Origin of the sequence: Aphanizomenon flos-aquae FACHB-1287 (genome assembly GCF_014698755.1) — a bacterium.
Classification (GTDB): Bacteria; Cyanobacteriota; Cyanobacteriia; order Cyanobacteriales; family Nostocaceae; genus Dolichospermum; species Dolichospermum flosaquae.
Genome location: NZ_JACJTO010000024.1, coordinates 50,050 through 71,930, shown reverse-complemented (window position 1 = coordinate 71,930; position 21,881 = coordinate 50,050). Strand labels below are relative to the sequence as shown.

At 38.4% G+C, this 21,881-nt stretch carries 18 protein-coding genes; 2 read left to right on the top strand and 16 right to left on the bottom strand.

Features of this window, described 5'->3' with window-relative positions:
- Positions 1-147: 147 nt before the first annotated feature.
- From H6G44_RS12780 to H6G44_RS12730, 11 genes are all read right to left on the bottom strand, one after another.
- Positions 148-1,149, bottom strand: coding sequence for a beta-ketoacyl-ACP synthase III (locus H6G44_RS12780; protein WP_190386860.1), 1,002 nt, complete (start codon positions 1,147-1,149; stop codon positions 148-150).
- Positions 1,150-1,366: 217 nt separating this feature from the next.
- Positions 1,367-2,392 carry a phosphate acyltransferase PlsX gene (gene plsX / locus H6G44_RS12775; RefSeq protein ID WP_190386861.1) on the bottom strand — a complete coding sequence of 342 codons (1,026 nt, stop codon included), beginning with the start codon at positions 2,390-2,392 and terminating at the stop codon, positions 1,367-1,369.
- A 335-nt stretch (positions 2,393-2,727) separates the two neighbouring features.
- Complete coding sequence (locus H6G44_RS12770; protein WP_190386862.1) at positions 2,728-4,119, bottom strand: malic enzyme-like NAD(P)-binding protein; 1,392 nt, start codon at positions 4,117-4,119, stop codon at positions 2,728-2,730.
- Between the two features lie 209 nt (positions 4,120-4,328).
- Complete coding sequence (locus H6G44_RS12765; protein WP_190386863.1) at positions 4,329-6,515, bottom strand: HAD-IIB family hydrolase; 2,187 nt, start codon at positions 6,513-6,515, stop codon at positions 4,329-4,331.
- Positions 6,516-6,681: 166 nt separating this feature from the next.
- Positions 6,682-7,359 carry a response regulator gene (locus H6G44_RS12760; protein ID WP_190386864.1) on the bottom strand — a complete coding sequence of 226 codons (678 nt, stop codon included), beginning with the start codon at positions 7,357-7,359 and terminating at the stop codon, positions 6,682-6,684.
- 172 nt (positions 7,360-7,531) lie between these two features.
- Positions 7,532-8,647, bottom strand: a complete 1,116-nt coding sequence (locus H6G44_RS12755) for an LptF/LptG family permease (RefSeq protein WP_190386914.1) — start codon at positions 8,645-8,647, stop codon at positions 7,532-7,534.
- Positions 8,648-8,770: 123 nt separating this feature from the next.
- A complete protein-coding gene (gene lptB, locus H6G44_RS12750) occupies positions 8,771-9,499 on the bottom strand; it encodes an LPS export ABC transporter ATP-binding protein (RefSeq protein ID WP_190386865.1) in 729 nt (242 codons plus the stop codon).
- 26 nt (positions 9,500-9,525) lie between these two features.
- Positions 9,526-10,020: an LptA/OstA family protein gene (locus H6G44_RS12745; RefSeq protein WP_190386866.1), complete on the bottom strand. Its 495-nt coding sequence runs from the start codon at positions 10,018-10,020 to the stop codon at positions 9,526-9,528.
- A gap of 215 nt (positions 10,021-10,235) precedes the next feature.
- Entirely contained in the window at positions 10,236-10,628 is a 393-nt protein-coding gene (locus H6G44_RS12740) for a DUF309 domain-containing protein (protein WP_190386867.1), read from the bottom strand.
- Positions 10,625-10,990, bottom strand: a complete 366-nt coding sequence (locus H6G44_RS12735; RefSeq protein WP_190386915.1) for a ferredoxin thioredoxin reductase catalytic beta subunit — start codon at positions 10,988-10,990, stop codon at positions 10,625-10,627. Before H6G44_RS12735 ends, H6G44_RS12740 begins: the two co-directional genes overlap by 4 nt.
- 41 nt (positions 10,991-11,031) lie before the next feature.
- A complete protein-coding gene (locus H6G44_RS12730) occupies positions 11,032-12,207 on the bottom strand; it encodes a DUF58 domain-containing protein (protein ID WP_190386868.1) in 1,176 nt (391 codons plus the stop codon).
- 196 nt (positions 12,208-12,403) lie between these two features.
- Here H6G44_RS12730 and H6G44_RS12725 point away from each other — a divergent pair, with 196 nt between their 5' ends.
- Entirely contained in the window at positions 12,404-13,534 is a 1,131-nt protein-coding gene (locus tag H6G44_RS12725) for an acyltransferase family protein (protein WP_190386869.1), read from the top strand.
- A 246-nt stretch (positions 13,535-13,780) separates the two neighbouring features.
- On the opposite strand, the gene H6G44_RS12720 is transcribed toward H6G44_RS12725, so the two are convergent.
- From H6G44_RS12720 to H6G44_RS12705, 4 genes are all read right to left on the bottom strand, one after another.
- Complete coding sequence (locus tag H6G44_RS12720; RefSeq protein ID WP_190386870.1) at positions 13,781-14,542, bottom strand: WecB/TagA/CpsF family glycosyltransferase; 762 nt, start codon at positions 14,540-14,542, stop codon at positions 13,781-13,783.
- A 69-nt stretch (positions 14,543-14,611) separates the two neighbouring features.
- Positions 14,612-15,265 carry a TIGR04282 family arsenosugar biosynthesis glycosyltransferase gene (locus H6G44_RS12715; protein WP_190386871.1) on the bottom strand — a complete coding sequence of 218 codons (654 nt, stop codon included), beginning with the start codon at positions 15,263-15,265 and terminating at the stop codon, positions 14,612-14,614.
- Positions 15,262-15,966 (bottom strand): 16S rRNA (uracil(1498)-N(3))-methyltransferase, encoded by a 705-nt coding sequence (locus tag H6G44_RS12710; RefSeq protein ID WP_190386872.1) that lies wholly within the window; start codon positions 15,964-15,966, stop codon positions 15,262-15,264. The genes H6G44_RS12715 and H6G44_RS12710 overlap by 4 nt, the downstream gene beginning before the upstream one ends.
- Before the next feature lie 62 nt (positions 15,967-16,028).
- Positions 16,029-16,772 (bottom strand): tetratricopeptide repeat protein, encoded by a 744-nt coding sequence (locus H6G44_RS12705; protein WP_190386873.1) that lies wholly within the window; start codon positions 16,770-16,772, stop codon positions 16,029-16,031.
- Between the two features lie 395 nt (positions 16,773-17,167).
- Here H6G44_RS12705 and H6G44_RS12700 point away from each other — a divergent pair, with 395 nt between their 5' ends.
- Positions 17,168-18,481 (top strand): pentapeptide repeat-containing protein, encoded by a 1,314-nt coding sequence (locus tag H6G44_RS12700; RefSeq protein WP_190386874.1) that lies wholly within the window; start codon positions 17,168-17,170, stop codon positions 18,479-18,481.
- A gap of 262 nt (positions 18,482-18,743) precedes the next feature.
- Here the strand turns inward: H6G44_RS12700 and H6G44_RS12695 are convergent, their stop codons facing one another.
- Complete coding sequence (locus H6G44_RS12695) at positions 18,744-21,851, bottom strand: alpha-mannosidase (RefSeq protein WP_190386875.1); 3,108 nt, start codon at positions 21,849-21,851, stop codon at positions 18,744-18,746.
- Positions 21,852-21,881 lie beyond the last annotated feature (30 nt).

The following is a 21,881-nucleotide window of genomic DNA, read 5'->3' as shown; positions in this document are numbered from 1 at the left end:
TTTGTCTTATATCAGTCGAATATGCTGCTGCCATATATATCTCAATTATTTTCTTTTTTTTCCATCTTTAAAGTTTACCATCTTTGTACCGCTTTTGATCTCAAACTGCTGTAATTTTCTACTTTTGACTTTTGACTTTTAAATTGTTTATCTTCCCCACTGAAAAATGGCCGCACCCCAAGAAAGACCGGCACCAAAGCCAGATATAGCAATTATGTCACTAGATTTAATCTTCTCGGCTCTCACCGCTTCATCTAAGGCTAGAGGAATAGATGCAGCAGATGTGTTACCATAATCAGCAACATTACTGATAACCTTATCTTCAGGAATATTTAAACGTTCAGCAACGGAATTGATAATTCTTTGATTTGCTTGATGTAATACTAGCCAATCTATATTTTCAACCTTGAGATTAGCCGCAAAGAGAGCTTTATCTATCACTTCTGGAACTTTTTGCACAGCAAAGCGGTAAACTTCTTTACCGTTCATGGTAATAGGGTGATATTTACCCGTAGGTATATGAATATCTGGTGTCAATTCTGCGGTAGAAGCATGATAAGTCAGGTTGAGATAATGGTTTTGAGAACCATCACTTTTGAGAGAAAATCCTAATAAGCGATCGCTTTTATTAGCCTGTAATACCACCGCCCCAGCACCATCACCAAATAATACACAACTGCGCCTATCCTGCCAATCTACCCATCGGGAGAGGATATCGGCCCCAATTAAGAGTACATTCTGATAAGTACCTGTTCTGATGTATTGTGCGGCAGTGACCAAACCAAAGACAAAGCCAGAACAGGCGGCAGTTAAATCAAAGGCGACTGCTTTGATAGCGCCTAATTCACCTTGAACGCGGCAAGCAGTTCCAAATAGGTCATCAGGGGTGGAAGTTGCCAGTAAAATTAAATCAATGTCTGCTGCTGTAATTCCTGCTGCTTCAATAGCCTGTTGACTCGCAGCGGTAGCTAATGATGTGAGTGAGTCAGGGGGCAGCGCTAACCGCCGTTGACGAATCCCTGTTCTTGTGGTAATCCACTCATCTGATGTTTCCACCAATTGAGTTAATTCCTGGTTATGTAAACAAGTTGCTGGGACTGCTGAACCACTACCTGTAATTGCTATGCCATTGTTAAGAAAATTTTGCACTCTTAATATCCTTAATTGTCAGTTGTCAATTGTCAGTTGTCAATTGTCTTGTTTGTAAGCATTAATAACGATTACCAATGACAATTCCCGTTTTAGACTTAAGATAGGGGATTTTAGACTTATAATTAATTTATTCATCTAAAATCCGAAATCTAAAATTGGATGACAAGTGACAAATGGTTGTTAGCGTAGTCTCTCCACCCTTGAGAAACCACAACTAACTACTTTCATTTTGGAGGATTTGATATTGGGATTGTAGTCTTACTAACACCTGATTATCTACCGCTTCTTTAGCCATCCGAATGGCGCTGAAAATAGATGGTGCTTGGGAACTACCATGACCAATAAAACAAATACCGCTGACACCTAAAAGCAAAGCTCCTCCATGTTCAGCGTGATCCATGCGCTGTTTAACGCGCTTGAGGTTGGGTTTTAAAATCGCTGTCCCGATTTGACCATGTAGCCCTTGGGGTAATTCTTCTCGCAGGATTTGCAAAATTACGCCTCCAACTGCTTCGGCAAATTTTAATAAGATATTACCCACAAAGCCGTCGCAGACAATCACATCAAATTCACCAGATAATACATCACGCCCTTCAGCATTACCAGTAAAATTAATTTGAGTATTTTTCCGTAACAATTGGTGGGCACTAAAAACTACTTCGTTACCTTTAGTATCTTCTTCGCCAATATTCAATAAACCTATTTTGGGATTTTCTGTTCCCAAAACATACTGACTGTAAATTGACCCCATCACTGCAAACTGCTCTAGAAACTTAGGGCGACAGTCTACATTAGCACCGACATCCAAGATCATGACTGGTTTACCGGCTTTGATGGTGGGAAATACTGTACCAATTGCTGGGCGGTCTATTCCCGGTAATCTTCCTAAGCGCAGCAAGGCTGAGGCCATTACTGCTCCAGAATGTCCAGCAGAAAATACGGCATCTGCTTGTTGATTTTTGACTAAATCCATCGCTATATTGATGGAAGATTTCCGTTTACGTCTAACTGCGTTGAGAGGCTCTTCATCCATAGAAATTACCTCTTCGGCAGGAACAATCTCCAAGTCCGCCATAGTTGTTTTTGGCGGCATTACAGCCTCAATTTGTTGGGGATCTCCAACCAATAATATTTTGACACCCAGTTCTTCTCGTGCCCGCAGTGCGCCGGCGACGATTTCAGCGGGTGCATGATCCCCTCCCATTGCATCAATTGCGATTCTTACACCAGTCGATCTCATTGCTCAGAGCTTATAGAAACCTTACAAATTTTATCAGATTGCTATGCTGAAAAATTCAAAATTATCAAAAAAGCATAAAAAACTCGACTTTTCTTTTAACCAAAAAGATTAGCAAACATAATTTTATTGAAATCAGCTTGTAAATAGGTTAGCAGAAAAAGTTGTCTGTGAAGGGGGAAACAGGGAACAGGTTTTGGGAGATTTTACTTTTCTTTACATATTTCGGTTTTTTCTGTTCACCTAAACTTATATGCAAAAACCTGACACCTTTTGAGGATCAAAAACCCTAAAACCCTGACCTGTCCTTGTTTCTAATTTTATTCAGCCAGCCCTAATTAACTTTGAGCAATACCTTCTTCCCGTGCGGCTTGTTGGACAGCAGCAGCCACAGCACTAGCAACACGCTGGTCAAATACGGAAGGGATAATATGTTCCCGATTCAAGTCCGTAGGCTTAACTAAAGAAGCAATCGCATTAGCCGCTTGCAAACACATATTATTGGTAATCGTCCTAGCTCGACAATCTAAAGCTCCACGAAACACCCCAGGAAACGCCAGGACGTTATTGATTTGGTTGGGGTAGTCACTCCGACCCGTAGCCATGATCGTGACGTTTTTAGGTACTAATTCTGGTTGAATTTCGGGAATGGGATTAGCCATGGCAAACACAATTGCATCCTTTGTCATTCCCTCTACCATTTCTGGTGTCAAAACTCCTGGCGCACTGACACCAATGAAGACATCTGCACCTTGGACTGCACCGGCTAAAGTTCCTTGGGCTTTAACGGCAAATTCCAGCTTTTCGGCGTTTAAATCGCTGCGATTTGTGGAAATAATCCCCTTGGAGTCGCACATCAAAATAGTTTCTGCACCGGCTTTGACAAGTAGTCGAGCGATCGCTATTCCCGCCGCACCAGCACCATTAATCACAATGCGGATGTCTGCAAGAGATTTTTGTACGAGTTTGAGAGCATTAAATAATGCTGCTAAGGTAACAATAGCTGTACCGTGTTGATCATCATGAAAAATGGGGATATTTAATTCTGCTCGCAGTCTTTTTTCAATTTCAAAACAGCGCGGCGCTGCAATATCTTCCAAATTCACCCCACCAAAGACCGGGGCAATATTTTTAACTGCTTTGACAATTTCATCTGTATCCTGAGTATCTAAACAGATAGGAAAGGCATCCAGACCGGCAAATTCCTTAAACAGCATGGCTTTCCCTTCCATCACGGGTAAAGCAGCAAGGGGACCCAAATTGCCCAAACCCAAGACTGCACTGCCATCGGTGACGATAGCAACGGTATTTTGTTTAATAGTTAGATTATACACTTCCTCTGGATTTTGGGCGATCGCTTTACAAATGCGACCAACTCCCGGAGTATAAGCCATAGCTAAATCAGAAACACTTTTGAGCGGAATTCTACTGACGATACTGATTTTGCCACCACGATGTAAATTAAAGGTGCGATCATAAACATCAAGCACCTGAATATCTGGTAACTCCCTTACCGCTTGTACAATAGTTTCCGCGTGTTCTGTACTAGCAGCATCAACGCTAATATCACGGATAGATTCTTGTCTGCTTTGTTGAATTAAATCAATTTGTCCCAGATTACCACCGGTGGAGGCGACTGCCTGGGTAACAGAGGCTAACATCCCCACTCGATTGGGAATTTGTAAGCGGATAGTTACACTAAAACTAGAATTAGGAGTAAGGTTTGTCATGATGCTAATCTCTATTTTAAATTTTAGATTTTATATTGAATTGCTACGGGAAATTTGATTTTCACAAAAAACCGTGGAATCCAAATTAATCAGATTTCCAGAATTATTGAACGCAGATAAACGCAGATAAACGCAGATAAAGATGGATATAGATTTCCCCCATGTTGACCAATTTGACATAGAATTTGTTTGGATTACACTCTTAACAGTTATGGTATTGGGGACAAGTCACCAAAAAAGTCATAATGATCTAAGGCTTCTAAAATACCCCAAGCATAATTTTTTTGGGCAAAATAAATCTGTGGTAAACCGCGCAGCTTTTCAATTTCTTGACTGTGATTTCCCACGACAACCGCTAGAGTATTACCAGCTAACATGGATTCATCATTACCAGAAGCCCCAGCAACTAAAAAGCGATGAACTGGTAAACCCCATTTTAAAGCAGCATAACGAATAGCATCTCCCTTAGAGGCACGAATAGGGACTAAATCCAGATACATATTATGGCTGTAAAACCCTTTGACCTGGAGGCTATTTTGACGCAAACGGCGGATAATTTCCCGGAAATCAGGTGATTTTGCCTCATCAACAAAATAACTGATCTTAAATTTACCTTGAGCATCCGTAGATTGTAATTCAACTCCAGGTATATCTTGCATGACTTTACGGATTTCCGACCGTCGCCAATGATAAGAAATATGTTTTTTCCAACTTGTGTCTGGAACTATCTGCGGACCGTAGTAAATTTCACTTCCTGCTGATGTAATTAGCAAATCTGGCCTCGGAAAACGCCATTCTTCCAGGAGACTTAAGGTACTTCTAAGGCTGCGACCCGTAGCAATACCGACTCCAGTTGTATTCCCTTGATCATGAATTCTCTGAATTAACTTTTCTAAGGCTTCTTGATCACCTAATAGGGTATTATCAATTTCACACACTAGAAACCGATCCGCCGTTGGTAAGTGATTGGTATCTTGTACATTCCAGTCTGGGTGTTTATCTGCTGGAGATTTGACCAGGGGACTCAAGGGCGATTGAATGCGCTTTTGGGGTAATAATTGGTGAATTTGGTCTAAATAATGCTCTACGTGACTGTCCCAAGAGAAATGTTGAGACACATTAATTAATCCATTTTTAGACCATTGTTGCCATTGTTCTTGATTTGTCAGAGCTATTCGCAAAGCATTTTGAATATCTTGAATATTTAGAGGATCAATCAATAACCCATTTTGACAAGCCGCAAGAATGTCTCTTGGACCACCATCCGCAGTCGCAATTATGGGGACACCACAGGCACTAGCCTCAATTAATGTTAGTCCAAATGGTTCTGTCAGGGCTGGGTTAATAAATATTCCCTGGTTTTTGGCTGTGAGTCGGTATAAATCTGGCACGTCATCAGCATGATGATGTTTAGGATAAGCTATATGACCATAAAGATCATAGCGGTCTATTAATTGCAATATCTCCATAAATACCTGACGAGGTCCCGATTCCATCGTCATTATGTCTTCTCGCTTTCCTAGTATCAGTACCAGATTAGCTAATTGGCGCAGTTCAGGATCTTCTCCATAAGCTTTAATGAGACTACTAACATTTTTACGAATAGCTGGGCGAGAAATCGCCATAATTATGGGCTTTTGTGGTTCTTTGAGAAACTTGTCTAATTCCTTTTGAATAGGTGGATTTTGCCAATGCTCTGGGGCTGGGTAAAAACGCTCTAAGGTGACACCAGGAGGGATAACTACCATACGTTCTGGTTGGTAGTGATCATAAACGCTATATTGCTCTTCAACTTCTTGATAAGTGCTGGCTATTACTAAAGCTGCACTTCCTAGGGTAATTTCTTCGGCTTCAATTCTGGTACTGATGTGAAAATTATCTTCAATGGTTTTCTGTTTAGTACCATGTTCTAATAATCTTTGTTGTTTAATGCGTCCCAGGGAGTGACCTGTATGTATTAGTGGGATTCCTAACCAACCGGCAATTCTAGAACCTACGTAGCCAGCATCAGCATAATGTGTATGAATAACATGAGGAATTTTGCCGATTTTGCGAATGTGTTTGAGTAATTCATCAGCAAATGTATCTAAATATGGCCAAAGAACTTCTTTCCTGAGGTAGCGTTTGGGACCACAAGCAATACGAATAATTTGGGCTTTGTCTGAGAGAATTTCTATTGGTTGAGCATAGTCAGAACTAATTTTTGGGTCATTTACTAACCGTGTTACTAGGTCAACTCTTTCTACTTGGGGATTTTTAGCTAATGTGCAAGCAAGTTCGACAGCGTATTTAGTTTGTCCACCAGTGTCAGCATCTTTACCTAACTCTAGATTTTGTCCACGAATTAAACCATGAACGCTAACGAGTAAAATATACAACCCTGGGTTATTTAACACAGTGCTGATTCCTCCATAATTAGCAATAAATGAAGTATTTTTGCCTGATTCATTATAGTTATATCATCCTAATATTAGGATCTTAAAAAATTAGTTGCTAATTTCAGACAATTAGCACCAGCAGACTATAAATATAGAATTTACACCTCCTTAAACGTGGTTCATATCAAACAATTAATCCATGACGCATTGCAATTACTGCTGCCTGGGTACGATCATTAGCACATAGTTTTTTCATAATGTTACTAATGTGTGTTTTTACAGTTCCATTTGTGATATACAGTTTATCAGCAATTGCATTATTACCACAACCATCGACTACCAATTGTAACACTTCTAGCTCTCTATTGGTGAGAATATTGGGGTCAATAAATGATTGATGATCATTTGACTTAAAAGAATTTTTTTGTCGGGCTTGTTCTAAAACGATTCGGGCAATTATAGGATCAATCCAAGGATTACCATCAGCAGTTACCTGTATAGCTTCCACTAAATTATTAAATTGAGTATTCTTTGTACAGTAAGAGTCTGCTCCTGCTTTAAAGGCTGCAAGTACAGATTCTTGATTATGATCAGATGTTAAAATTAATACTCTTGTTTTCAATAATTGGTAATAATTAGCGTTAACTTTAATTTCCCTGGTTAATTCAATGCCATCTTTGTCTGGTAAACCTATATCCACAATTGCTACATCTGGCCGTAGCTTTTTTAAGATAATAAGACCACGACGGGCATTATGAGCTTCTCCAACTACTTCAATCTGATCTTTTTGCTGTAATGCTTTGCAAATATAAAGGCGAGTGAGTTCATCATCTTCAATAATGACAGTGCGAATTTTACTCATATTAAAATAGGGCTAGATATTAAATAATATATACCTTAATTGAGTAAATCAGTCATAAAAAAAACTGATACTCAGACCCCTAAATGATTTATAGTAATTAACAAGGTGCTTGAGGTATCAATGGATCTTTGAAACTTGGTTATGATGTTAAAGTTTTGATTTTTGCGATATGTTACTTCTGAGCTACTCGTATTAACAAAAATAAACCTATTCCTAACCCAAATAAGTTTGGCAACCAAGCACCAATGAAGGGAGAAAATATACCAGCTTGTGCTAAAGCTCCAGAAACAGAAAGTAGTAAATAATAACTGAAAATCACAATTACACTAATCCCAAAACTTTTCCCGCGTCCGGTGCGTTGAGGGATACTACCCATAACCGAGCCAACTAAACCAAAAATAACGCACACAAAGGGAAAAGCAATTTTTTGTTGAATGCGGACTTGTAGTTTGCGAATTTTTTGATCATTACCACCTAGACGTTCTATTTCTAATTGTTCTAGAGCCTGGGAAATATTCATTTCGCCATAATCTCGACTATTTTCAGCTAGGGTTAAAGGGGTGCGAGGGAGTTGTAATTGCTGATGTTCAAATCGTAAAATATTCCGATAAGAGCGATCGGTTGCTACTAAATAAATAGTACCATTGTAAAAATCCCAAACTTGTTGTTTACTATTCCATTTAGCTGATTCGGAAACAACAATTTGATCAACTCCAGAGCGAGAACGATCTATAATTGTTAAACCTTTCATGGCTTTACCATCAAATTGGTCAGCATAAAATAAGCGAGAAAGTATTTTATTTTTGCTGCCATTTTCTTCTTGAAATTCTCGATATTCGGGATAGTAAATATTTTGTTGTTTTAAGGAAGGTTTATCTGATTTGAGGGCTTGTTCTAAGGTAATAGTGGCTTGATAATTGGCGGCGGGGGCAATTTGCTCATTAAATATATAAGTCATAATAGTGACTCCAAAACTTAATACCACAGCCGTTAAAACCATGCGATAAACACTCACTCCACACCCACGTAAGGCAATTAATTCACTTTCACCAGAAAGGCGACTATAGGTCATTAAAGTAGCTAACAAAGTGGACATGGGGAAAGAATAAACCATGACATAAGGTAGCTTTAATAGGAAAATCTCTAGGGCGATATTGAGTGGTAGCCCAGATTCTACAACTTTTCGTAATAATTCAAATAAACTATCAATTGCTAAAACTACAGAAGTAAATGCACCGACACCAAATAAAAATGGTGAAATTAATTGCATCGCTAAATAGCGATCCATGATAGAAAAAGAAAATAAAGAAAACGGTGAAAATAAATTAAATAAAGGTTTAAACTGTTTATATATCATGATTATATTTGGCAATTTCTGATGTTAATTTAGTAACGTCAATTTATAATGAATTTAAATTGAGAAATTATCACCTAAATAGTATTGTCGCACCAAAGGATTATTATAAAGTTCATCGGTATTACCAAAAGCAAGAATTTCTCCCTCGCGCATGATATAACCACGATCTGTAATAGACAGGGTTTCGCGGACATTATGATCTGTGATTAAAATGCCCATACCGCGATTCCGTAATTGACCGACAATTTCCTGAATTTCAGACACAGCAATAGGGTCAACTCCTGCAAAAGGTTCATCTAAAAACAGGAATTTTGGACCATTTTTACCTGCTGCTAAAGCTCTGGCTAATTCTGTCCGTCGTCGTTCACCACCAGAAAGTTGAATCCCTTTACTATTAGCTACCTTTTCTAAGCGAAATTCCTGCAATAAAGTCTGTAGTCGTTTTCTCCATTCCCTTCTGGGAACTTGAGTTTGTTCAAATACTAGGAGAATATTTTCTTGCACGGAAAGATGACGAAATACACTGGGTTCTTGAGCTAAATAACCAATACCTAATCTAGCCCTTTTGTGCATGGGAAAATCAGTAATGTCGGAATTATCTAACCACACTTTGCCATGATTGGGTTTTTCCAAACCTGTGGCAATATAAAATGTTGTCGTTTTACCTGCACCATTGGGACCAAGTAACCCGACAACTTCTCCCTGTGCCACGGAAAGACTAACATGGTTAACAATTAATCGCTTACCGTAGGATTTGTGAATATTTTCTAAAACAATTTTCACTATGAGATTTTGTCCAGGTGTAGATACTAATTAGAACGCTTCAGATTTGGGGTTTTTGGGGCTGGTTTATTAGTTTGTTGACTGGGATTAGAATCTTCTACCATGTATATAGATTCAACCTGACGATTAGATTTTGGTAAGGCAATAAATTTACCTTCGTTAATTAAATAAGTAACTTTTTCGGCACGGATACTATTGCTACCCTGTTGTAAAATGTAAACATTACCGCTGAAATCAATCCGTTTTTCTTTACTAAAGTATTGAGCTTGAGCAGATGTGGCTTGAATTTGGCGAGCCGGATACACCATTTGGACATTACCACGGGCAGTAATTACTTGGGTTTTTGCGTCATATTCTTGGGTATCAGAGCGGATAGTCAAGGGACGATTTCCCCCTGATTGGGCTGTAGCGGGTGGCAATTGGGTAGACAATCCTCCCACACATAAAAGGGAAATTGGCAGTGCTAAGGCTAATCCTAAGCGGTGTATTTGTGATTTTAGCAATTGATAGCGAGGTATCATAGCAATTGGAGAACGGTTATAGGGAGCAATAGGGACCAGGAAACTGAGGCACAAAATATTAGTTCTATGGCCAAAATGGACGGTTTTTTTAAACTTTAGTTTCGGGTTGAAGATCTGTGATCATAACTAACAAAAATTTGTTGCTTTTTACCGAATCTGACATATTTATAAAAGATCAATCAAATTAATTCTACAAATCATTAAAATCTCATAAATCATAGTTCAGACAGGGAAATAGTGGGTAAAAGCCAGGTTTGATTTGCTCCTAATTCAGTATTTGTCGTTGGTTCGAGGCTTTGTTGTTGTAGTGTTTTCAGTAAATCTACACTTTGAGTTAATAATTCTTCTACATGAATACCGCCGTAGCTGGGTAGATAACGCCGAAGACGATTGCTACCTTCTCCTAAAAGAATCATTGCTCCGCGTCGGTTATGATTACCCAGATGATATAGTCCTACGGCAATTTGCAGAATCCCTTGATAAAAAGTTTTATCTGGTTCGATACTATCAATCCAGAGTGCTTCGAGAATGTCATGGCAAGCGTAAAACTGTCCAATATTGAACTGTTTTATACCTTGCCAAAACTCTTCGGGCATGGTTTCATTCATCCCATACTATCCCGAGCTTCTTTAATGGTTTCCATGGATATTTCTTGTTTATCACCGACAAAATCATTATCCTCGGTGAGGAACAGCATACAGTGACATTCTTTCCGTTCGCGCATGGGTACGCAGGGACAGTTCCAAAAAGCGGCGTTAACTTCGGCCACTTTATCATCATAATGGCGACAAGGGCATAAAGGCGCGCCAAGTTCGTCTTTATGTTTGGCCAGTCCTTCTATAACAACTGCGGTTACGGAAGATTCAGAACAGAAGTATGTTCCCGTCCGTTTGGCATATTGTTCGGAAAAATGCCGCATTGCTTCTAGGCTTTTATCGCTAGATTTTAAATTTACTTCTGGTGTAGTCATTGCTGATAAATTTTCATGTTTCTTTGCATTGTACATCACGGTCAGTTAGAGAAATCATTTTTAAACAAACTCAGAGTTTTTTGTAATTGCGGTTGTAATTCTTGTTGATTTTGGATGATGATTCCCGGATATTCTGGATTAATAACGGTTTCTGCAGATAAGTCTAGATTTTGCCAGAGTAGCCAACGACTACCCAGGGGTAAGGAAGATATGGTGAGGGCGTTTTCTGTTAGCCAAATTATCGGACAGTGATCTGGTAGTAAGTTGTTTTTTTCGTTGGGGTTGGTGGCTGCTAAGGTTTCTAGAACTGAGATATTACCTGTAATTAAGCCTGAATCTGCTGTCCAGAGTTGTACTTGCAGTTTTTGCTTTTGGGCATAAAAATACAAGGAAGCGGCGGTAATTACAGCTTGTTCAAATAATTCTTGTTGCCAATTGAAGGAACTATCTATGGCGATTATAATCTCTTGTCCTGCGGTAATTATTTCTAATTCCCGCACTCGTAATTCTCCATAACGGGCACTGGTTCGCCAATGAATTAACCGGGTCGGATCACCAATGCGGTAGGGACGCAGCGATCGCACTAATCCTGCTGTAGCTATTTGTAAAGGTTTACCACGGGGATCTCCTCTTTGACTATCATCTTCTCCGATTTTATCAATTAAGGGGCAATTGGTGAGGGGTAAGACGGTGGGATAAACTATTGCTCTGGCTTCACATTTTCGAGGACGACGACACCAAAATAAACCCAAGGGTGCACCAGTGGCTAATTCCGCTCTATGCCAACGGTAAACGCCTCGCTGTTGTGTGGGATGATAATAGATCCAGTGGTAAATATCCTGTGGTTGAATAGTTTCAATATTTTGCTGGACTGGCTGACCAAAAATAAATGGGATAATGTCTCTAATTTGTAATAAATTTGCAGGTTGTTTTCTCTGATTTTGAATTTCTATCTCAATTTTTAGATCATCACCGACGGTGACTGGTGCAATAGGACGACGTTTAACAATTATACCCACAAGCGATCGCGGGGCCATAAAGGCTGATAACCCCAAAAGCGCGAAACTGACTCCACTAATAACATATAGCCAGCCAGCCATGGTATTAATCCCTGCTCCTAAATAACAGACAGAGATTCCCGCTAATACCCAACCGCTATAAGCGGGCGCACAAGCGTGGGTTTCCAGCCAATCGTTGATTTTGTCGGTAATTTTCATATTTCTTTTTTAACTCAATTTGGAAGGCAACTAACCACTGACCGAGGCAATATGAACTATGCTATCTCTATAGAAATAATCCGCTAAAAATTAAAGTGGTTGTTAGTAACATCATTGACTTATATGACGGTGATATTGCCAAGTTTCTAGAAAAATTATCTGTTAGATTCTCAAATTCAAATCACTTATTCCGCCTATGCGTCTAATTTCACTTGATGTGTTTCGTGGTATTACCATTGCAGCGATGATTCTCGCTAATATGGCCAGAGCTACAGATGATGTTTATCGTCCCCTCAGTCATGCTGAATGGCACGGTTGTACACCCACTGATTTGATATTTCCCTGGTTTTTATTCATTGTTGGTGTAGCAATGACTTTTTCTCTATCAAAGTATACCACTGGGAACAAGCCTTCTCAAGCAGTTTACTTACGCATTTTACGCCGGACTGCTATTCTGTTTATATTAGGTTTAGTCTTAAATGGTTTTTGGAATCAAGGCGTTTGGACTTTTGATTTCAGTAGTATCCGCTGGATGGGAGTATTACAACGAATTGCCTTAACTTACTTATTTGCATCTTTGATAGTTTTAAAATTACCTCGCAAAGGTCAATGGTTATTAGCAGGAGGATTACTTGTTGCTTATTGGTTAACAATGATGTATATCCCAGTTCCTGATTATGGTGCAGGAGTGCTGACACGAGAAGGTAATTTTGGCGCATTTATTGACAGATTAATTATTCCCAAAGCACATTTATATAAAGGTGATGGGTTTAATTTCATGGGAGATCCAGAAGGACTTTTTAGCACTATTCCGGCAATAGTTAGCGTTTTAGCCGGTTATTTTACAGGACAATGGATCAAAGATAAAAAACAGGCTACTTCACAAACTAGCATGGATTTAGTATTATTTGGTTTGTGTTGTTTGGTAATTGCAATTATTTGGGATGTGGCATTTCCCATTAATAAGAAAATCTGGACAAGTTCCTATGTTCTATTTACCACTGGTTGGGCATTAATGTTATTAGCTGCTTGTTATGAGTTGATAGAAGTGAGGTTAATTAAACGCTGGAGTAAATCATTTGAGATAATGGGATTAAATGCAATTGCTCTTTTTGTTGCTTCCGTATTCCTGATTAAAATCATAGCTAAAACCAAAATTGGTACAGGTGAAAATGCCATTAGTATCTATAATTGGATTTATCAAAATATTTTTGCATCTTGGGCAGGAAATTTCAACGGCTCATTTTTATTTGCACTTGTTACCCTGTTATTTTGGTATGGTGTTGCTGTTTTGATGTATCAGAAACGTTGGTTTATTAAAGTATAAATGTAAGCATCATAATCTATCCAAGGGAAACTCATCTGATCAATACAGTATTTTCCGCAATGATGATGTACAAAATTTAACCCTGAACTCCTGTGGTGCGGGCATCTTGCCCCCTAGATATTTACCTCGCAACACCGGAAAGGGCTGTAAAATAACCATAATATTCACAATATATACATTAAAACAGTATTTTGTCAATAAAATTTAGATGCGTTTCCCCTGATATACCCACGGAGCAAAATTAATTTAATGTTTTGGGAGCATACCTCCGGGAATCCAACGATAAATAAAAGACTTGAAAACGAACTCTGGTAAGGCTAACATCCGTTGCCAACGCCAGGGTTCTTGATATAATCTATACATCCATTCTAAGTTATTATTAGCCAACCAATGGGGAGCGCGAGTTTTTCTTCCTGACCAAATATCAAAACTACCACCAACACCTATCCAAATTGAGTGGGGACACAAATCACGGTGTTTAGCAATCCATAATTCTTGACGCGGTACTCCTAAACCCACAAATATCACTTGTGGCTGTAGTTGGTTGAGAGTTTGTAATAACTGTTGTTCCTCTGCTGATGAATGATAACCAGAATGTGTGCCTAATATATTGAGAGTAGGGAATTTTCTTTGCCATAAATCTGCTGCTTTTACGGCTACTCCTGGTGCGCCTCCATAGAAAAATATTGAAGTAGACATTTGTTCTTGAGCTATTTTTTGTAAAAGGGTTTCTGCTAATTCAATTCCCGGAAAACGTTTTACTTTTTCCCCTAATAAATATTTTAAATATAAAGCAACTCCTGCTCCATCGGGAATAACTAATTCAGCGTTTTTGATGATCTTAGCTAGGGGAAAATTCCGCTCCGCTTGCATGGTCATTTCTGCGTTGAGGGTGACTACATGAGTCCCTTGGCTTTGTTTCAGACAATCTAACAACCAGTTTGGGTAATTTTCGAGAATATGAACTGGTAAACCTAATACGAAAAATTTTTGAGGGAATTTCAACATAGTCTCTTGACAATTAAATTTAGAACAATGCCTGATGACAGTTAGTCTATCAAATTTTATAATATTCATTTATTTAAATGTACATAAATTTTGTCCTATATTGGAAAAGTCCCGGTTTTCAAGATCCTTTGGACAATCAATATCTGCTAAGGGTTGCAGATAGCCAATTGATAAATTTAATTTCTGAGCAATTTCTACTGTTTTTGAGAATACTTGAGCAGTTCCCCAGGGGATATTCGCAAATAATTTTGCTATTGGTTGTTGTAACCCAATTAAATAATAACCACCGTCAAGGGCTGGACCAAGGACAAGATTAAAAACATTTAATTGTTCAAAAGCGGTTGTTAAAATTTGCGGATTTAGATCGGGACAATCTGTACCAATAATTATAATTTTTTCCGCTCCTTGACTAAACGCATTAATTAGCGATCGCTTCATTCTTGTACCTAAATCTCCCTCACCTTGAAGTTGATATCTTAAATCATTTCCTAACCAATTTTGCATTTTTTCCAAATCACCACCCGTAAACCGTACTTCTACGGATACTGTAGTTATTTTTTGCAGTTCCTTAACTTGAAAAATCGTATATTCAGTCATTTGCTGTTGCAAATTCGCCGCCTCAACTTCACCCAAAGCAGGTATTAACCGGGTTTTTGTTTTCCCTGGTTCTGGGTAGCGGGTAAAAATAATCAGATGTTGTTTTAATGGTTTCCCGGAGGTCATTCAAAATTTGCTCCTATTAAGGATATGGCCACTATGGGGGCTGTGACTGCGCGGAGAATGCGACGACCCAAGGAAATGGGCTGAAATTCTAATTTTACAGCCATTTCTATTTCTTGATTTGTCCACCCTCCCTCTGGTCCAATGGCAATAATTATATCATTTGTGGTGTTGTTTATTACCTGTTTTAAATGAGGATAATTACCACGGGCTTCGCAGATATAACGGTGAGTGGCAACAGCTTTATTTAAAAATGTATTAAAAGTAACTGGATCTAAGATGGTAGGAACAAAGGTACGCTCTGATTGTTCAGCGGCTTCTGAAGCTATGCGCCGCCAGCGTTCTAGCTTTTGAGAACTGGGATTTAATAAGCTGCGATCGCTCAAAACAGGTGCAATACAAGTTACCCCTAATTCCGTACAACACCGGACAACTTCATCAAATCCATTTCCTTTTGGTAAGGCCATCATTAAGGTAATAGATACGGGTAATTCCATTTTGACTGCAAGTGATCCTAATATCTTTCCTTGTTCCCCTTGTAATTGCGCTAATAACCATTCTCCCATACCATCCATAGCAATAAATTGATCACCATCTCGTAACCGCAACACCCGCAACAAATAATGTTGTTGTTGGGATGTTAATAAAAGTTGAGTTGCTTGGATTTGATGGGTATGAATAGTAATGCGTTGAAGTTGTGACATAGAGGAGGGAGCGGGAAGTAGAAGGGGGATAATTCTGACAAAATTGCCTCAAGCAATTGACATTATTGTAATAATTCTTGAAACCGCTTTTCACCACGAATTTTATCAAAATCCGGGTCAGTTTTCGCTAGATTTTGATATTTCTGAGGTACAAACTCAATAGCTTTTTTGAGGTTATCAATTGCTAATTCTAAATTATTTTGCAAAGCATAATTACAAGCTTTGTTATAATATGCTTTATCCAAATTAGGATGAATAGTAATTGCTTGATTGTAAGATGCTAAAGCCTCTTTATAGAGTTGTAATTTTGTTAATGCAATTCCTCGGTTAATCCAAGCTTCATGTTTATTTGAGTGAATAGCGATGGACTCATCATAGGATCTTATAGCTTCTTTGTACTTTTGTAAAGCTGTTAAAGCATTTCCACGATTATACCAAGCTTCATCTTTATTTGGACGAATAGCAATGGCTTTGTCATAAGATTCTACAGCTTCTGGATATTTTTGTAAAGCGATCAAAGCGTTACCTCGATTTACCCAGGTTTCAGCATTATCGGTTTTAAGAGCTATGGCTTGATTGTATACGTTTAAAGCTTCTTGATAATGATGGGTATCTAATAAACCATTACCTTGCAATAATAAATTTTCGGCTTTTTGACTATCTTGTACTTCTGTCATCAGTTGATTAACATTGCTTTCTTGAATGACCTGTTGGGAATTATCTGACGCAGAATTTGCCAAATCACTACAGCCAACCACTAAAAAACTGATTAAACTAGAGGCAATTAATTGTCGCCAAACTACCATACTGCACCTACAAAAATCATATAAGTATCCTAAAACTGATGGAACGTTCAAAGTCGTATCAAAATCAACTAAATTAGTATTAATCGTTTTTTGATTGTGTGAACTAAAGATGAAGATTGGGATAGGGTTTTCATAAGTTGAGGAAATTATACCATACCCATACTCAATAAATCAATGATTCCTAAGTATAAACTTGTATGTGGATCAAAGTTGATAATATGCCACATAAAAATTCTAAATGATCTGTGGTACAATTGTTTGCCTGTTGCTTCTAGAGGCAGAAAATTTTCTTACCAACCCATTTACGGGAGGTGAGAACTATAATAATGCTGTTAATATAAATGTTTTTTACAGCTATTGAGCTTATAAGATGGGGGGATAAGAATAAAAAAACTATGACTATTACACCTGACTCATCTAACTCAGAAATAAATCAGGAAGATAAATTGGTAATTAGTGGTAATGATCAATTATTGCTGACGGAAGGACTGGGAAAAAAACAAATACTTGAGCAATTGTCCCTGACGACAAATATAATTAAAGGGACTGCTTTGATTGTGGAGAGCAATTCCAGACTAAAAACTGCTATCACCCCAAGAATTTTATTATTTACGAGTTTAGCGATTATCGCAACTGTAGCGGGTATTGTCATAAATAACTCATTTCTGGGAATTGTGGGAACTGTGTCCACCTTAGTATTATCACTGTTTATCCTGTTTCCGTGGTTACGAGATATTATTCAAGAGTGGTTTTCACCCCAAGATAGAAACGTATTTATTGGTTTAATAGGAATAATAGTAGCCATAATTGGTCTATTTAGATTTACTAATTTGGGTAGTGCTTTACTGCGTTGGGGAATGAGAATTAACTGGGATGCTTCTGGTACATTAGCAGAATGGTTTGGAGCATTAGGACAAATTGCCATTGCCATTATCGCCGTTTATGTGGCCTGGCGACAATATGTAATTTCTAAAGATCTGACTATTCAACAAAACTCACTGACTGTACAGCAAAATATTATTACCCAACAACAAACCATAGATTCTTACTTTCAGGGAATTTCCGACCTAGTATTAGATGAAGAAGGGTTATTGGAAGATTGGCCACAGGAAAGAGCGATCGCTGAAGGACGTACTGCTGCTATATTTAGTAGTGTAGATGGTAGTGGTAAAGCCAAAATTCTGCGATTTCTCTCCCGTTCTAAATTACTTTCTCCCCTGCAACGCGATCGGCGACTAGGAAGAGCTATACTAGATGGTAGTGGTGGTTATGCTGAAGATCTTTTAGAAGGAGTACGGGTTATTGATTTAGGTGTAATGTTAGCAGGTGCAGATTTAGCCGATAATGATTTGCGGTGGACGGATTTAAGTGAAGCCAATCTCATTCGTGCTAATCTTAGCAGTTGTGATTTAGTCAAGGCCAACCTTTCCCGAACAATCTTATATGATGCTAATCTGAGCAATGCTGATTTAAACGGAGCGCGCTTTTTTTATGGTTTACTAGAACAGGCTTCTCCCCGCAGTCGCACTGAACCTCCCAACTATCAAACAGGAAAACACACCGGAGCAGTAATTGAAAATGCCGATTTTACTAACGCTCAAAGAATGTCTGACTCTACCCGTTACTATTGCTGTGCTTGGTGTGGAGAAAAGACTAGACAAACAATTCCCGGTGGTTGTGAAGGAATCCCTAATAAATTGGGAAGATAAGTAGGTTAGCCTTAATAATTGCCATTATAGCAAGACAAGAAGTAAAAGGCAAGAGGAAAAAGGCAATTTTACTTTTCTTTATACAGATTGGTTTTATAGTAGGGAATAAATTGGTGTGTACTTTATCAGACTGGGAAACGATATACAGAGTTTTCCCCTCCAATAAGGTATAAAGTTGAACCATAAAACTCTTGTGGTGCGGGCATCTTGCCCGCTAGATATGTAACTAATAACACTGGTAAGTGCTGTAAATTAAGAGAAATTACCTGCGCGGAAAAACTGCAAATGTAGCAATTTTCCAAGGTTGAATATTTTTCTCTAATTGAATACGATTCTCTAATAAATCCAATGGTTCTCCTAAACTTAAAACCTGACTTTCTAAAGATAAAATTGTTGTCTTTCCATGACATTCATAAAAGCGAAGAATATATTTTTCTGGACTATCTTCACTAGGTTTGAGCGCCATTAAAATCAAATTATCTGCTGATAAATCTAGAAAACTTTCACTTTCACAACCAGACAAATTAGATTGATAATTTGCGGGATTTATTAATATTTGTAAAGGTACATTTAACTCATAACCCCGTTTCACAGTTTCTGCTTCTTCCCAACTACCCAAATGAGGATATAAGCTATAGGTAAATTCCTGTATTCCTCTATCAGCTTGGGAGTCTGGCCAGTGGGAACTTCTCAGTAAAGTCAGACGTAATTGACTGGGTTGGGCATCGTAACCATATTTACAATCATTGAGAAGGCTAACTCCGTATTTTCCGATGTCTGTATCTGTGGTTAAATCTGCCCAATGTAAAGCGGGAACTTCCCATTTTGCCTTTTCTGCGGGAGTTTGGGGGTTTGTTGGACGACGAATAGCACCGCAGGGAATTTCATAAGTAGCAAATTCTCCTTGAAGATTGAGAGGAAAGGCTGTTTTAACTAATACTTGATTTTCTTGCCAATTTACAGTATTAGCTATTTTCAATATTGGTGAACCAACTTCCAAAATGTAATCTTGACAAAATTCCGATTTTCCCAGTTGACGCACTACCCGCAAACGTTGTTGAATTTCTCCATATTCTTGCCAGGCAATTAATTTTAATATGGTTGCAGGTAGAGGTTTTGTGTTATAATTGGGGTCAATATTCCAAGCGTCCCAATATTGGCCGCTGTCGGTAAAAGCTTGGAGTTGGTTTCCCGCACCGTTTAAAATTTCTCGTTGCTGGATTTTGTCAAAAACACTGGTTAAATCTCCGGTTTCTGGGTTAACTTGTATTTGCAAATATTCATTTTCTAAAGTCCAATTTTTCGGGAATTTTTTTCCTGGGGAAGAAGACGGAGAAAGCCAAAAAATACTGTAACCTACAGATGGGACGGTTGCGAAAAATAATAAAGTTGAATTTTCACAGTTTTGTGATATAATCTCTCTACCTGCACTATCAGTAATTTTCCATAAGGGATAATCTTCTGTGATGATTTTTCCTAGGTCAATGGTGACAACTTGCGAACGTTCCCAGTTGAGAGAGTTAAAAATTATGATGGGGATATTCTCAAAATTGGGAATTTGTGGTAAACTGATCTTAGATGCGATCGCTGTTAATGAATCTTCTAATATTTTCCTGCCTATTTTTTCCACTGTTTCCCATTCGGGTCTTGCGTCTTCGTAAACTTGGGTAATGGAAGAACCAGGTAAAATATCGTGAAACTGGTTAAATAAAACTTTTTTCCACGCGGTTTCTATTTCTATTTGGGGAAATTCTGCACCAGAAAGGATATTTGCTAATGTTGCAAATAATTCAGCACTATATAATAAATGTTCAGATTGTCTATTCCAGCGTTTTTGGTCTCCGTGGGTAGTATAACATCCTCGGTGAAATTCTAAATAAAGTTCGTCTTCCCAAACTGGTAAATTTTGACTTGGGGACTTTATCTGCTGGAGATATTTTTCCGCAGTTGTAAATTCTAACTTGGGAAAAATTGGTGAACTTTCCCAACGTCTTCCAGTTTCTAGCATATCACGAGTTGGACCACCACCATGATCACCAACACCAGGAAGCCAAAGAGAATTTTGTAACCCTGTTTGATTTTTCCACTCACAGGCGCACTTGGCCATTCTAACAGGTTCAATGGTTTCGCCGATAGGTGCAGACATAAAACTTAATATTTGACTACCATCAAGCGATCTCCAAAAAAATAAGCTATAATCAAATTTGGTTGTATCATTCCAGCGCAGCTTTTGGGTGACAAAAAACTCAATTCCCGCATTTACGAAAAATTGAGGTAAGGTCGCACAAAAACCAAAGGTATCGGGAACCCAAACCACAGTAGATATTTTCCCAAACTTGTGGAGAAAATACCTTTGTCCATATAATAATTGACGAACTATAGACTCACCAGCAATTAAATTTAAATCCGGTTCGACCCAAAAACCGCCTAAAACTTCCCATTTTCCGGCTTTTACTTGATTTTGAATTGCTCGAAACAGGTCAGGACGATTTTCTTCTACCCAAGCATATAACGCTGGAGTGGTGTGACAGAAAATCAATTCGGGAAAATCTTGTTGAAGTTTTAAAACTGACTCAAAGGTGTTCTGTGCTGCTTTCCAAGTTTCCTCCACAGGCCATAACCATGCTAGATCTAAATGTGCATGACCTAATAAATGGATTTTATATTTTTGGTCTCTGATAAATTCAGATAAACCCAGATAGGTTTGTCGGAAATTAAGCAGATAGGTTTTCCAGTCTTGATTTTTCGCGTTGTGATTTGTAACTTTCTCAACTTCCCCAGCTAAATCTGGTAATTTCTCTGGTGCGAAGTTTTCTAAAAGAATTTCCACAACCGCTAATTCATCGGCAATAAAACCAGGGTCAGGACTATTATAATCTATTGATTCAAAAATTGCCACTGATTGCATTAATGCCCCTTGATCATGTCCTGGACTCACTAACCGCAAAACTATGGTAAAATCTTCACCAGGTCTGACCCTTGGACTTAGCAAGACTCGCGGTGAAGAGTCAAACAAATCACCGGTTAACACTAGCTTACCATTAATATATACTTCTGCCAAGTCTGCCCACCATACCAAAGCCAAGCGCAAGGACAAACCTGTGACAGGAAAATTGTGTAAATTCTCAGGTACGGAAAATTTCTGCCCTAACCATAATACCTGATTTCCCCCTTGCCAAGAAATATGGGCTTTTTCATTTAGCTGCACAGGTGGCCAATTGGTGACACTTAATGGGATAAAATCACTAATTACCCCGTCGGTTTCCTGATATTGCCAGTTTGACTGGATATCAACTTGACAACAACTGCGTAAATTAGCAATTGCTGTGGATATAGATTTGGTATTGAATGAGGGTACAGGAAGAGTCATATTTCCGATAAAATAATATAAATAATTGAC

Excerpts from the sequence above, each read along its gene's own strand:
- H6G44_RS12695 (WP_190386875.1), bottom strand. The coding sequence starts at position 21,851 with ATGACTCTTCCTGTACCCTCATTCAATACCAAATCTATATCCACAGCA.
- H6G44_RS12770 (WP_190386862.1), bottom strand. The coding sequence starts at position 4,119 with ATGACAAACCTTACTCCTAATTCTAGTTTTAGTGTAACTATCCGCTTA.
- H6G44_RS12755 (WP_190386914.1), bottom strand. The coding sequence starts at position 8,647 with ATGGATCGCTATTTAGCGATGCAATTAATTTCACCATTTTTATTTGGT.
- H6G44_RS12745 (WP_190386866.1), bottom strand. The coding sequence starts at position 10,020 with ATGATACCTCGCTATCAATTGCTAAAATCACAAATACACCGCTTAGGA.
- H6G44_RS12735 (WP_190386915.1), bottom strand. The coding sequence starts at position 10,990 with ATGACTACACCAGAAGTAAATTTAAAATCTAGCGATAAAAGCCTAGAA.
- H6G44_RS12700 (WP_190386874.1), top strand. The coding sequence starts at position 17,168 with ATGACTATTACACCTGACTCATCTAACTCAGAAATAAATCAGGAAGAT.
- H6G44_RS12705 (WP_190386873.1), bottom strand. The coding sequence starts at position 16,772 with ATGGTAGTTTGGCGACAATTAATTGCCTCTAGTTTAATCAGTTTTTTA.
- plsX (WP_190386861.1), bottom strand. The coding sequence starts at position 2,392 with ATGAGATCGACTGGTGTAAGAATCGCAATTGATGCAATGGGAGGGGAT.
- H6G44_RS12725 (WP_190386869.1), top strand. The coding sequence starts at position 12,404 with ATGCGTCTAATTTCACTTGATGTGTTTCGTGGTATTACCATTGCAGCG.
- H6G44_RS12710 (WP_190386872.1), bottom strand. The coding sequence starts at position 15,966 with ATGTCACAACTTCAACGCATTACTATTCATACCCATCAAATCCAAGCA.
- H6G44_RS12720 (WP_190386870.1), bottom strand. The coding sequence starts at position 14,542 with ATGTTGAAATTCCCTCAAAAATTTTTCGTATTAGGTTTACCAGTTCAT.
- H6G44_RS12730 (WP_190386868.1), bottom strand. The coding sequence starts at position 12,207 with ATGAAAATTACCGACAAAATCAACGATTGGCTGGAAACCCACGCTTGT.
- H6G44_RS12740 (WP_190386867.1), bottom strand. The coding sequence starts at position 10,628 with ATGAATGAAACCATGCCCGAAGAGTTTTGGCAAGGTATAAAACAGTTC.
- H6G44_RS12715 (WP_190386871.1), bottom strand. The coding sequence starts at position 15,265 with ATGACCTCCGGGAAACCATTAAAACAACATCTGATTATTTTTACCCGC.
- H6G44_RS12760 (WP_190386864.1), bottom strand. The coding sequence starts at position 7,359 with ATGAGTAAAATTCGCACTGTCATTATTGAAGATGATGAACTCACTCGC.